The 13,028-nt window shown below is 66.2% G+C and carries 11 protein-coding genes; 7 read left to right on the top strand and 4 right to left on the bottom strand.

Translation table 11 applies throughout. The annotated features are described in order from the left end of the window. Positions 1 to 26: 26 nt before the first annotated feature. Genes FHW64_RS07105 through FHW64_RS07090 form a run of 4 tightly spaced genes read right to left on the bottom strand, consistent with a single transcriptional unit; the run spans position 27 to position 3,318 of the window. Positions 27 to 755, bottom strand: coding sequence for an NYN domain-containing protein (locus tag FHW64_RS07105; RefSeq protein WP_184524539.1), 729 nt, complete (start codon positions 753 to 755; stop codon positions 27 to 29). Further along, positions 752 to 1,792, bottom strand: coding sequence for a dihydroorotase (gene pyrC, locus FHW64_RS07100; protein ID WP_184524537.1), 1,041 nt, complete (start codon positions 1,790 to 1,792; stop codon positions 752 to 754). The genes FHW64_RS07105 and pyrC overlap by 4 nt, the downstream gene beginning before the upstream one ends. A 48-nt stretch (positions 1,793 to 1,840) precedes the next feature. Beyond that, positions 1,841 to 2,410, bottom strand: coding sequence for a hypothetical protein (locus tag FHW64_RS07095; protein ID WP_184524535.1), 570 nt, complete (start codon positions 2,408 to 2,410; stop codon positions 1,841 to 1,843). After that, positions 2,407 to 3,318 (bottom strand): LysR family transcriptional regulator, encoded by a 912-nt coding sequence (locus FHW64_RS07090; RefSeq protein WP_184524533.1) that lies wholly within the window; start codon positions 3,316 to 3,318, stop codon positions 2,407 to 2,409. The genes FHW64_RS07095 and FHW64_RS07090 overlap by 4 nt, the downstream gene beginning before the upstream one ends. A gap of 136 nt (positions 3,319 to 3,454) precedes the next feature. Between FHW64_RS07090 and FHW64_RS07085 the strand changes: the two genes are divergently transcribed. From FHW64_RS07085 to FHW64_RS07055, 7 genes are all read left to right on the top strand, one after another. Next, entirely contained in the window at positions 3,455 to 5,572 is a 2,118-nt protein-coding gene (locus FHW64_RS07085) for a 3-hydroxyacyl-CoA dehydrogenase NAD-binding domain-containing protein (protein WP_184524531.1), read from the top strand. A 35-nt stretch (positions 5,573 to 5,607) separates the two neighbouring features. Beyond that, positions 5,608 to 6,798, top strand: a complete 1,191-nt coding sequence (locus tag FHW64_RS07080) for an acetyl-CoA C-acyltransferase (protein ID WP_184524529.1) — start codon at positions 5,608 to 5,610, stop codon at positions 6,796 to 6,798. Between the two features lie 125 nt (positions 6,799 to 6,923). Next, entirely contained in the window at positions 6,924 to 8,126 is a 1,203-nt protein-coding gene (locus FHW64_RS07075) for an acyl-CoA dehydrogenase family protein (RefSeq protein WP_184524527.1), read from the top strand. Positions 8,127 to 8,139: 13 nt separating this feature from the next. Next, a complete protein-coding gene (locus FHW64_RS07070) occupies positions 8,140 to 9,267 on the top strand; it encodes an acyl-CoA dehydrogenase family protein (protein ID WP_184524525.1) in 1,128 nt (375 codons plus the stop codon). Between the two features lie 10 nt (positions 9,268 to 9,277). Further along, the gene (locus tag FHW64_RS07065; RefSeq protein ID WP_184524523.1) at positions 9,278 to 11,215 is read left to right on the top strand and encodes an acyl-CoA synthetase; all 1,938 of its coding nucleotides are present in this window, start codon (positions 9,278 to 9,280) and stop codon (positions 11,213 to 11,215) included. Between the two features lie 34 nt (positions 11,216 to 11,249). Then, complete coding sequence (locus FHW64_RS07060; protein ID WP_184524521.1) at positions 11,250 to 12,245, top strand: tripartite tricarboxylate transporter substrate binding protein; 996 nt, start codon at positions 11,250 to 11,252, stop codon at positions 12,243 to 12,245. Positions 12,246 to 12,273: 28 nt separating this feature from the next. Next, positions 12,274 to 13,023, top strand: coding sequence for an electron transfer flavoprotein subunit beta/FixA family protein (locus FHW64_RS07055; RefSeq protein ID WP_184524519.1), 750 nt, complete (start codon positions 12,274 to 12,276; stop codon positions 13,021 to 13,023). Positions 13,024 to 13,028: the final 5 nt, after the last annotated feature.

The following is a 13,028-nucleotide window of genomic DNA, read 5'->3' as shown; positions in this document are numbered from 1 at the left end:
AAAGCCCCAGATGTCGCCGGATGCGCTCACGACCGCATGGGGCCGACGTACTGCACCTTGTTGGGCGTCTTCTCGGGTGTCAGCAGGAACAGCTCGGGATGCTTCTTGAACAGCTTGGGCGAGCTCGCGCTCTTGCTGAGGAGCTTGGCGGCACGCAGGCGCTCGGCGGCCAGGTTGAGTTCGACCTTGTTCCCCGTGGTCAATTCAGCCACCGCATCGAGGATGCGGATCACATCGTCGGGAAGCTCCGGCGCGCTCGGCGCAGGTGGCGGTGCTGCTGCCTTGGCACGCCGTGTCGTGCGCTTCTTGGCCGGCGCGGCCTTCGGTGGCTGGTGATGCAGCAGATCGACGAAGCTGTCGTAGATCGCCACGGTATCTTCGCCCGTCTTGCCATGCTGGCCGATGCCGCACACGCGGCAGCCCTTCTCGCGCAGGCGGATCACCAGCGGTGCGAAGTCCGAATCCGACGACACCAGCACCACGACGTCCGGCCGCTCGGCGATCACCAGGTCCATCGCATCCACCGCCATCGCGATGTCGGTGCTGTTCTTGCCAGCGGAGATGTTGACCATCGGCCGCACCTGCAGTCGCTTGAACAGCGCCTGCTGCTTCAGCGCGGTTTCCGTGTTGCAGTAGGCCCGCCGCACGTGGATGTTGCCGTACTCGGTCATCGTGCGCTGCACGGCCTGCTCGATCACATCGGCGGAGACGTTGTCGGCATCGATCAGCAGCGTCACGCGCGGCGATGCGTTCACACCATCCTCCAGCCGATGGCTTCGCCGCCGCGCAGCGGCTTCAGCGTGGCGTCGCCGTAAGGCACGGTCTCGGGCACGGTCCAGGTTTCGCGGCGAAGGGTCACGGTGCCCTTGTTGCGCGGCAGGCCGTAGAAGTCGGCGCCATGGAAGCTCGCGAAGCCTTCGAGCTTGTCGAGCGCGCCGGCGTTGTCGAAAGCCTCCGCATAGAGCTCCAGCGCGGTCAGGCCGGTGTAGCAGCCTGCGCAGCCGAGCGCGTGTTCCTTGAGATGGGCCGGATGCGGAGCGCTGTCGGTTCCAAGGAAGAAACGATCGCTGCCGCTCGTGGCCGCTTCGACCAGCGCCACACGATGCGTCTCGCGCTTGAGCACCGGCAGGCAGTAGTAGTGCGGCCGGATGCCGCCGGTGAAGATCGCGTTGCGGTTGTAGAGCAGATGGTGCGCGGTGATGGTCGCAGCCGTGAAGCGGTTCGCATCACGCACGTAGTGCGCACCCTCCTTCGTGGTGAGGTGCTCGAACACCACCTTGAGCTCGGGGAAGTCGCGGCGCAACGGGATCATCACGCGGTCGACGAACACCGCCTCGCGGTCGAACAGGTCGATCGCCGGATCAGTCACCTCGCCGTGCACCAGCAGCAGCAGGCCGTGCTTCTGCATGGCTTCGAGCGTCGGGTAGGTCTTGCGGATGTCGGTCACGCCGGCATCGCTGTTGGTCGTCGCGCCGGCGGGGTAGAGCTTGAGTGCACGCACGCCGGCATCGGCGGCGCGCTGGATTTCGTCCGGCGGCAGGTTGTCGGTGAGATAGAGCGACATCACCGGCTCGAAATCGGTGCCGGCGGGCACTGCGGCGCGGATGCGGTCGCGATACGCGACGGCCTGTTCGGCGGTGGTCACCGGCGGACGCAGGTTCGGCATGATCAGCGCGCGGCCGAACTGGCGGGCGGAATGCGGAACCACGGCTTCGAGCGCGGCGCCATCGCGCACATGCAGATGCCAGTCGTCGGGGCGGGTGATGGTGAGGGTGTCGGCGGGGCTGTTCATGGGGCCGGATTGTCCCATCGCGCCGCCCTGGCGCCCGGAAACAAATGTTCAGTCGTTCGACGCGAAGACGCGGCTCAGGACGGAGCGGCGACGCGGTGCGGGCGGGGTCGCAACCTGCGCCGCCTTGAACTGCGCATAGGCCGCGCGTTCCGCGTGGAGCACGGTCTCGAGCGCTTCGAGGCTGGGCCGGTCGTATGCCCACATGCCGCTGACCGCGAAGTGCGCCTCGCTCCCGCGGAGCGGCTTCGGCGCGACCTGGACGTTCCGCACACCGATGCTTTGCAGCAGGTCGGCGCGCGCCTGCGCCAGATACGCCTGCCGCCCTTCGAAGCCGTCGATGTCGCGGCCCAGCATGATCTCGATGGCGCTGATCGCCTCGTAGGTCGTTGCGACGAAATTGACCACTTCGGCGATGACGAGCTTCGCGATGCGCCTCGCCAGGAAATCCGCCTGGTTGGCCGCCTCGAAATCACCCAGCAGGATCTCGTCGCCGGTGGATGCAAGCACGACCGTTCGTACGATTCCCACGCTGGCGGCACCGTCCATCACCTCGATCGGCGTGCCGAGCACGTACGCATCCGACCCAGGGCTCCTCATCGTCAGGTTTTCGAAGCTCATGCCTCCGATGCTACTGGAGAGAGACCTCGGACTCGTGCCAGTATGAAATCGATGAAGGTTCGGGTGGCGCGCGTGTGCTGCCGGTTGGGCATGTAGAGCATGTACATCTGCGTGCCGAAGATGCTGAGCCGCCAGTCGTCGAGCGTGGTCAGCACATCGCCGCGCCGCACGTCGTCGTTCATCAGGTAGTCGGGCACGAGGCCGATGCCGAGCCCCGCGAGAATGGCCTGCCGCAGGAAGAGGAAGTTCTCCGAGATCAGCGTGGGCTCCAGCACCACTTCGCGCCGTTCCTCTCCCTGGTAGGCCGCGACGCGCAGCTGCCGCCCGATCACCGCCGCAGTGACCACCGGCGCGGACTGAAGCTGGTCGAGCTGCATCGGCAGCCCGTGCTGCGCCGCGTATTCGCGCGAAGCACAAGCCACATAGCGCACCGGGCCAAGGTCGCGCGCGACGAGGTTCTGCGGCGGTTCCGGAATCACGCGGATCGCGATGTCGACTTCATCGCGCAGCAGATCCTCGATGCGGTTCTCGAACAGCACGTCGAGCACGATGCCCGGGTACTGCCGCTTGAAGTCGATCAGCCATTCAGACATCACGATCTGGCCGTAACCGCTCGGCACGCTCAGGCGCACCCGGCCGAGCAGGCTCTGCCCCAGTGTGGTGACCGACTCGCGCGCCGCGGCAAGTTCGCTCTGGATGGCGAGCCCGTGCTGATAGAGCCGCAGCCCGATCTCGGTCGGCTCCGCGCGCCGCGTGGTGCGGCGCACGAGCTGCGCGCCGACCGATCGTTCGAGCTGGTTGAGGTGGTAGCTCACGTTCGCGCGGGTCATCTTGAGCCGCCGCGCGGCCTCGCTGAGGTTGCCGGCGTCCAGGATTTCGACGAGGAGAGTGAGCGATTGCAGATCCATGCAAGCCCGATTTTGTCAAAAATGCTTTGACAGTCTGTCAATCGCCAATGCAATTGTCAAAGGCCGTCGTGGAGCCAAGAATCCGGGATTCACCCTCAAGGACCGCTCACGGTTCGCGCCTTCGGAGACTCACTGCATGGCTTCCTCTGCACCATCCCCCGTCACCTTCCGCCGCGATGGCGATGTGTTCGTCGTCACCATCGACAACCCGCCGGTCAACGCTCTCGGCGTCGATGTCCGCCGCGGCCTTGTCGCCGCGATCGAAGCCGCCGAGGCCGATGGCAACGCCGCCGCCGTGGTGATCGTGGGCGCAGGCCGCAACTTCATCGCCGGCGCCGACATCCGCGAATTCGGCAAGACGCCGCAGCCGCCGTCGCTGCCCGAAGTCTGCAAGCGCATCGAAGATTGCAACAAGCCGGTGGTGGCCGCGATCCACGGTGCGGCGCTCGGCGGCGGTCTGGAGATCGCTCTCTCGGCGCACTACCGCCTTGCGGTGCCCTCGGCCAAGCTGGGGCTGCCCGAAGTGGCGCTGGGCCTGATCCCCGGCTCGGGCGGCACGCAGCGCACGCCGCGCCTGATCGGCGTCAAGCCCGCGATCGAACTGATGCTGAGCGGCCGCCATGCAGGCGCCAAGGAAGCCCTGTCGCTCGGCCTGATCGACCGGCTCGGCGAAGGCGCCGATGCGCTCGCCGAAGGCGTCGCCTATGCCAAGGAACTCATCGCCGCCAAAGCACCCGTGCGCCGCACGCGTGACGCACAGGCGCTGGCGGACAAGGAAGCCAGCCGCGCCGCGCTCGAAGCCGCCCGCGCCGACACCGCGAAGAAGAGCCGCGGCCTGTTCTCGCCGATGAAGATCGTCGAAGCGGTCGAGGCCGCGCTGACGCTGCCCTTCGACGAAGGCATGGCGCTCGAACGCAAGCTCTTCATGCAATGCATCGAGAGCCCGCAGCGCGCGGGGCTGATCCACGCCTTCTTCGCCGAGCGCGAAGTGCTGAAGGCACCGGAAACCAAGGCTGCCAAGCCGCGTCCGCTCGATTCGGCCGGCATCGTCGGCGGCGGCACCATGGGCGCGGGCATCGCAGTGTCGATGCTCGACGCGGGCATCCCGGTCACCATGATCGAGCGCGACGACACGCAGTTGGCGCGCGGCCGCGCCAATGTCGAGAAGGTCTACGACGGCCTGATCCAGAAGGGCCGCATGACGCCCGAGGCCAAGGCCGCCGTGATGGCGCGCTTCAACGGCTCCACGTCGTACGACGCGTTGGCCAAGGTCGACATCGTGGTCGAAGCGGTGTTCGAGGAGATGGGCGTCAAGAAGGCCGTCTTCGCCGAACTCGACCGCGTGTGCAAGCCCGGTGCCGTGATTGCCACCAACACCTCATACCTCGACATCGACGAGATCGCGGCCAGCATCTCGCGTCCGCAGGACGTGGTCGGCCTGCACTTCTTCTCGCCGGCCAACATCATGAAGCTGCTGGAGATCGTGGTGCCCGCCAAGGTCAGCGCCGATGTGGTCGCGACGGGCTTCGAACTCGCCAAGAAGCTCAAGAAGGTGCCGGTGCGTGCGGGCGTCTGCGACGGCTTCATCGGCAACCGCATCCTCGCGGTCTATCGCCAGGCGGCCGATCACATCATGGAAGACGGCGCCTCGCCCTACCAGATCGACCAGGCGGTGCGCGACTTCGGCTACCCGATGGGGCCGTTCCAGGTTTCCGACCTCGCGGGCGGCGACATCGGCTGGGCCACGCGCAAGCGCAAGGCCGCGACGCGCGATCCGAAGGCGCGCTACGTGCAGGTGGCCGATCGCATCTGCGAGCGCGGCTGGTTCGGCCAGAAGACACAGCGCGGCTACTACCTCTACCCCGAAGGCGCACGCGTCGGCCAGCCCGACCCCGAAGTGCTCGCGATCATCGATGCCGAGCGTGAGCGCGCAGGCATCAAGCCGCGCAGCTTCACCGACGAGGAAATCATGCGCCGCTACATGGCCGCGATGATCAACGAGGGCGCGAACGTCGTGCACCAGGGCATCGCTCTGCGTCCGCTCGACGTGGACGTGACCTTCCTCTATGGCTACGGCTTCCCGCGCCATCGCGGCGGCCCGATGAAGTACGCCGACACCGTGGGCCTCGCCAAGGTGCTGGCCGACATCCGCGAATTCGAGAAGCAGGACTCCGTGTTCTGGAAGCCCTCGCCGCTGCTCGTCGAGCTGGTCGAACGCGGCGCCGATTTCGCAAGCCTCAATCAATCCGAGTAACACCGAGCCATCCCAGAACCCCCAGGAGACATCCCATGCGTGAAGCCGTCATCGTTTCCACCGCCCGCACCCCGCTGACCAAGTCGCATCGCGGCGAATTCAACATCACGCCCGGCCCCACGCTGGCCGCCTTCGCGGTCAAGGCCGCGGTGGAGCGTTCGGGCATCGACCCCGCACTGATCGAGGACGCGATCCTCGGCTGCGGCTACCCCGAAGGCACCACCGGCCGCAACATCGCGCGCCAGTCGATCATCCGCGCCGGCCTGCCGATCTCGATCGCCGGCACCACGGTGAACCGCTTCTGCGCCTCGGGCCTGCAGGCGATCGCGATGGCGGCGGGCCGCATCGTGGCCGAAGGCGTGCCGGCCATGATCGCGGGCGGCGTGGAAAGCATCTCGCAGATCCGCACCCGCAGCGCCACCGATAGCGGCGACAGCGGCATGGACCCGTGGATCCTCGAACACAAGCCCGCGCTGTACATGGCGATGATCGAGACCGCCGACATCGTCGCCCAGCGCTACAACATCAGCCGCGAAGCGCAGGACCGCTTCTCCGCCGAGAGCCAGCGCAAGACCGAGGAAGCGCAGCTCGCCGGCCGCTACAAGGACGAGATCGTTCACTGCGCGACGACGATGGCCGTGACCGACAAGGAGACCAAGGAAGTCAGCTACCGAGAAGTCACCGCGACCGAGGACAACTGCAATCGCCGCGGCACCACCTACGAAGCGCTCGCCAAGCTGAAGCCGGTGATGGGCGACGACAAGTTCATCACCGCCGGCAATGCCTCGCAGCTTTCCGACGGCGCATCGGCCTGCGTGCTGATGGAGGCCAAAGAAGCCGAGCGCGCCAACCTCAAGCCGCTGGGCGCGTTCCGCGGTCTCGCGGTCGCCGGCTGCGAGCCTGACGAAATGGGCATCGGCCCGGTGTTCGCGGTGCCGAAGCTGCTCGCGCGCCACGGCCTGAAGGTCGACGACATCGATCTGTGGGAACTCAACGAAGCCTTCGCTTCGCAGTCGATCTACTGCCAGGAAAAGCTGGGCATTCCGTCGGAACGACTCAACGTCGACGGCGGCGCGATCTCCATCGGCCACCCGTTCGGCATGACCGGCGCGCGCCTCGCGGGCCACGTGCTGATCGAAGGCAAGCGCCGCGGCGCGAAGTACGCGGTGGTGACGATGTGCATCGCAGGCGGCATGGGCGCCGCCGGTCTCTTCGAAATCTATTGACACCCCCAGGCTGCGCGCACTTCGTGTCGCTCCGCCAACCCCCTTGCAGGGGGCAACACCAGCGGCCCGGCAGAGCCGGTTCCGCGGTGTTCACCAATATTTGCAGACCCAACCGAGGGGATCACATGGACCTCAATTTCACGCCCGCGGAAGAGGCCTTCCGCGACGAGGTGCGCGCCTTCCTGGCCGCGAAGCTGCCGCAGCGCCTGTCCGACAAGGTCGCGACCGGCAAGCACCTGACCAAGGCCGACATGCAGGAGTGGCACGCCATCCTGAACGAACGCGGCTGGCTCGCCAATCACTGGCCGAAGCAGTACGGCGGACCGGGATGGACGGCAGTCGAGAAATTCATCTTCGAGAACGAATGCGCCCTCGCCCATGCGCCGCGCATCGTGCCCTTCGGCGTGAACATGCTCGGCCCGGTGCTCATCAAGTACGGCAACGAGGCGCAGAAGCAGCACTGGCTGCCGCGCATCCTCGACGGCAGCGACTGGTGGTGCCAGGGCTATTCGGAGCCGGGCGCAGGCTCCGACCTCGCATCGGTCAAGACTTCCGCGGTGCGTGGTCGTGATGCCAAGGGCGATCACTACATCGTCAACGGGCAGAAGACCTGGACCACGCTGGGCCAGCATGCGGACATGATCTTCTGCCTGGTGCGCACCAACAAGGACGCCAAGAAGCAGGAAGGCATCAGCTTCCTCCTGATCGACATGAAGTCGCCCGGTGTGGAAGTGCGTCCGATCATCACGCTCGATGGCGAGCATGAAGTCAACGAAGTGTTCTTCTCCGACGTGCGCGTGCCCGCCGAGAACCTCGTCGGCGAGGAAGACAAAGGCTGGACCTGCGCCAAGTACCTGCTGACCTACGAGCGCACGAACATCGCGGGCGTGGGCTTCTCGGTCGCTGCGATGGAGCAACTCAAGGTCATCGCCGCCAAGCAGAAAAAGAACGGACGCCCGCTTGCCGAAGACCCGGCCTTCGCGGCGCGCATGGCGAAGGTCGAGATCGACCTCGAGAACATGAAGACCACCAACCTGCGCGTGATCGCGGCGGTGGCCGGTGGCGGCGTGCCGGGCGCGGAAAGCTCGATGCTCAAGATCCGCGGCACCGAGATCCGGCAGGAGATCTCGTCGCTCGCGCGGCGCGCGATGGGTGTGCAGGCGCGGCCCTTCGTCGCGGAAGCGCTCGCGGAAGGCTTCACCGGCGAGGCATTCAGTCCCGCACCGGCTGCCGCAGCGCGCTACTTCAACAATCGCAAGCTGTCGATCTTCGGCGGCTCCAACGAAATCCAGAAGAACATCATCTCCAAGATGATCCTCGGGCTCTGAGAGAGGAACGGTCATGAACTTCGAACACACCGAAGATCGGCGCATGCTCGCCGACAGCCTGAACCGCTTCATCGCGGAGCAATACGGCTTCGAGGCGCGCAATCGCATCGCGCAATCGAAGGAAGGCTTCAGCAAGGAGATCTGGAAGCAGTTCGCGGATCTGGGCGTGATCGGCGCGCTGTTCAGCGAAGCCGATGGCGGCTTTGGCGGCGCGGGCTTCGACGTTGCCGTGGTCTTCGAGGAACTGGGACGCAGGCTCGTGGTCGAGCCGCTGCTGGGTGCCGTCATGGCCGGCGAGGCGATCTCCGTTTCGGGCAACGACGCGCAGAAGGCGAAGCTGGCCGAGATCATCGGCGGCACAGTGGCCGCGTTCGCTCACGACGAGCCGGAATCGCACTACGAGTTGTCGCGCGTTCAGACACGCGCCGAGCGCAGTGGCGACGGCTGGGTGCTCGATGGCGTGAAGGCTGTCGTGCAGCAGGGCGAGCAGGCGAGCCTCTTCGTGGTCTCCGCACGCACCTCGGGCGGCATGGACGACGAAGCGGGTATCTCGCTCTTTCTCGTGCCCGCGAACACGCCGGGCCTCAAGGTGCGCGGCTGCCCCGCGATCGACGGCGGCCGCGTGGCGGAACTGACCTTCGACAACGCCAAGGTTGGCGGCGATGCACTGCTCGGCGCAGAAGGCAAGGCCTTCGACACGCTCGAACGTGCCATCGGACGCGGCGTGCTTGCGCTCTGCGCAGAAGCACTCGGCGCAATGGGGTCGGCCAAGGACGCCACGCTGGAGTACCTGCGCACGCGCAAGCAGTTCGGCGTTTTCATCGGCAGCTTCCAGGCGTTGCAGCATCGCATGGCCGATCTGCTGCTGGAGATCGAGCAGGCACGCTCCGCCGTTATCAATGCAGCCGCAGCGATGGATGCGGACCGCGTCACGCGCGAACGCGCGCTGTCGGCCGCGAAGTTCAGTATCGGCCGCATTGGCACGCTGGTCGCGCAGGAAAGCATCCAGATGCACGGTGGCATCGGCATGACCTGGGAACTGCCGCTCGCGCACTTCGCCAAGCGGCTGGTGATGATCGACCACCAGCTCGGCGACGAGGACCATCACCTGCAGCGCTACATCGCGCTCGGCCGCGCCTGAGGGTTTGCTCATGAGCACGACGCCCCCGCCCATCGCCGCGCCTTTCAGCGCGTCGTTTCCGATCCGCGGTCTCGACGACATCCGCAAGCTCGAAGAAACGCCGCTCGCCGAAGCGCTCACGGTGCGCAGCACCTACGAGATCTTCCGCAACTCGGCAGCCGCCTTCGGCGACAAGACCGCGCTGACTTTCCTGCGCACCGGCAATCCGGACGACGAGCCGATCCGCTGGTCGTACGCACAGCTGCTCGCCGGAATCCACCAGACGGCGAATCTGCTTCACCGGCTCGGCGTCGGCCCCGACGATGCGATCGCGATCCTGCTGCCGGGTTGCCTGGAGAACCATCTCGCGCTCTGGGGTGGGGCCGCCGCCGGCATCGCGCAACCGCTCAATCCGCTGCTTACCGACGAGAAGCTCGTCTCGCTGATGAAGGCCGCACGCGCGAAGGTGCTGATCGCCTACGGCAACGATGCCGAATCGGGCATGTGGTCGAAGGCCATGCGCCTGCGCGGCGAGGTGCCCTCGCTCACGACGGTGCTCCGCGTTGCGCCGCACGATGAAGCGCAGGGCACTGCCGGGCCGCTGCCCGACGGCGTGCTCGACTTTCTCGAGGAACGGTCGAAGGAACCCGGCGACCATCTGGTGAGCGGGCGCGACATCCAGGCGAGCGACATCGCTGCGTACTTCCACACTGGCGGCACCACCGGCGCACCCAAGCTCGCAAAGCACAGTCACGGCGCGCAGGTGTTCACCGCGTGGGCCAGCATCAAGCTCACCGGACAGAACTCGAAGGCCACCTCGATCAACGGCTACCCGCTGTTCCATGTCGCGGGCGTGCTGCCGGCATCGCTCGCGCTGCTGTCGGCGGGTGTCGAGATGATCATTCCGACGCCATCGCTTCTGCGCAACAAGGAGGTGATGGCGAACTACTGGCGGCTGGTCGAGAAGTACCGGGCGACGTCGCTCTCGGCAGTGCCCACGGTGCTCGCCGCGCTTGCCAACGTGCCGCTCGACGGCGCAGACATCTCGTCGATCAGCTACTGCCGCACTGGCGCTGCTGTGTTGCCGCCCGAGCTGGCGGCGCGCTTCGAGCGGCTCTTCGGCCTGCATGTGCACGAGAGCCTCGGCATGACCGAGATGGCCGGCATTTCCACGATCACACCGCCCGGCGTGAACGGGCCGGCCGGCTGCGTCGGCTTCCGCCTGCCCTATTCGCAGATGCGCATCGTCGCGCTCGACCAGAACGGCAACGCGAGCGATCGCGAACTGCCGGTCGGCCAACAGGGCATGGTGCTGTTCAAGTCGCCCAACGTGTTCTCGGGCTTCGTCGATCCGGCCGACACCGCGAAGGCGTTCACTGCCGACGGCTGGCTCGCGACCGGCGACCTGGGCTGGATCGACGGCGAAGGACGGCTCAATCTCTCGGGCCGCTCCAAGGACCTCATCATCCGCAGCGGCCACAACATCGATCCGAAGGTCATCGAGGATGCGCTCGGCGCCCACCCTGCGGTGCAGCTCTGTGCTGCGGTAGGCGCGCCCGATGCCTATGCGGGCGAACTGCCGGTGGCCTTCGCGACGCTGGTGCCCGGCGCGTCGGTGACCGAAGCGGAACTGCTCGCCTTCACCGGCGAGCGTGTCGACGAAGCGCCCGCCAAGCCGAAGTCGGTGATCGTGATCGAGCACATGCCGATGACCAACGTCGGCAAGATCTACAAGCCCCAGTTGCGCGCGATGGCCGCACGCAAGGTGGCGGAGACCATCGTCGATGAAGCCTGCAAGGCATTGGGCATCGGCGATTCGGCGCGACCGCGCGTCGAGCCGGAAGGCGAAAGCGCGCTGAAGGTGATCGTCGATTCAGCAGCGGCAGGCGCCAAGGCCTCGCAACTGCAAACGCAACTCGCGCAGTCATTGGACCGCCTGCCGTTCAAGACGCAGGTCGTGCTCCAGTAGCCGTCACAGATCCATACGAATTCAGGAGACAACCATGAACGCATTTCTGCCCAGCCGCAGGACGTGCCTGCGCGTGGCGGCATCCGCTGCCGCCCTCTTCGGCCTTGCAGCCGTGCACGCCCAGACCTATCCCTCCAAGCCGATCCGGCTGGTGGTGCCCTTCCCCGCGGGTGGTGCCACCGATGTGCTCGCACGTGTGATCGGCGAGAAGATGGCGGCCAGCATGGGCCAGCCGGTGATCGTCGACAACAAGGCCGGAGCGGCCGGCATCATCGGCACCGACGCCGTCGCCAAGGCCGCGCCTGACGGCTACACGATCGTGTTGTCGCTGAGCAATTCGCTGCTGACCAATCAGTTCCTGTACGCGAAGCTGCCCTACGACACGGAGCGCGACCTCACGCTGGTCTATCAGATCGCGGCGGCCCCGCTGGTGCTGGTGGTGAACCCGAGCGTGCCGGTCAAGACCGGCCCCGAGCTCTTGAAGTACGTCAGCGACAACAAGGGCAAGGTCGCCTATGGCTCGTACGGCATCGGGGCCTATCCGCATCTGGCAGGCGCGCACATGAGCCTCACGCAGCAAGCGGACATGAACCATGTTGCCTACAAGGGTGAGGCGCCGATGATCCAGGACCTGCTGGGCGGGCAGATCCAGATGGCCTTCGCGAGCGCGCTGGTCGCCAAGCCGCACATCGAGGCGGGCAAGCTCAAGGCGATCGGCGTGACCGGCGACCGCCGCATGAGCGTGCTGCCGAACGTGCCCACGCTGGCCGAACAGGGCCTGAAGGACGAGGCCTATCGCGTGACCGGCTGGCTCGCGATTGCCGTACCGGCCAAGACGCCGAAGCCCATCGTGGAGCGAATCGCCGCGGAAGTCCGCAAGGCAACGCAACAGCCCGACGTGCAATCGCGCATCGCGGCAATGGGCTTCGAGGTGAAGGACAGCTCGCCCGAGATCTTTGCCGAGGCCTACAAGAAGGAGCGCCCGATCTGGGAGCGCCTGATCAAGCAATCGGGCGCGAAGCTCGAGTGAACGAATTTGCAATCGAAGGAGTAAGACCGTGAAGATCCTTGTTCCCGTCAAGCGGGTCGTCGACTACAACGTGAAGGTGCGCGTGAAGAGCGATGGCACCGGTGTGGACATTGCCAATGTGAAGATGAGCATGAACCCCTTCGACGAGATTGCTGTCGAAGAGGCTGTTCGGTTGAAGGAGAAGGGCGTTGCCACCGAGGTCATCGCCGTGTCCTGCGGCGATGCGAAGTGCCAGGAGACGCTGCGCACCGCGATGGCCATCGGTGCGGATCGCGGCATCCTCGTTGAATCGGCGGAAGAACTTCAGCCGCTCGCCGTCGCCAAGCTGCTCAAGGCGCTGGTCGACAAGGAACAACCCGGGCTCGTCATCCTCGGCAAGCAGGCCATCGACGACGACAACAACCAGACCGGCCAGATGCTGGCTGCGCTGGCTGATCTGCCCCAGGCCACCTTCGCCTCCAAGGTCGAAGTCGCGGGCGACAAGGTCAGCGTTACCCGCGAAGTGGATGGCGGCCTCGAAACCCTGTCCCTCTCGCTCCCCGCAGTCATCACCTCCGACCTGCGCCTGAATGAGCCGCGCTATGTCACCTTGCCCAACATCATGAAGGCCAAGAAGAAGCAGCTCGACACGGTGACCCCGGCGGATCTGGGCGTGGACGCAACTCCTCGCCTGAAGACCCTCAAGGTTGCAGAGCCTCCCAAGCGCGGCGCCGGCATCAAGGTGCCCGATGTCGCAGCGCTGGTGGACAAGCTGAAGAACGAAGCCAAGGTGATCTGAGGAAG

This window comes from Variovorax sp. Sphag1AA, from assembly GCF_014192575.1.
Lineage (GTDB): Bacteria > Pseudomonadota > Gammaproteobacteria > Burkholderiales > Burkholderiaceae_C > Variovorax.
This window is presented reverse-complemented; position numbering and strand designations above follow the sequence as displayed.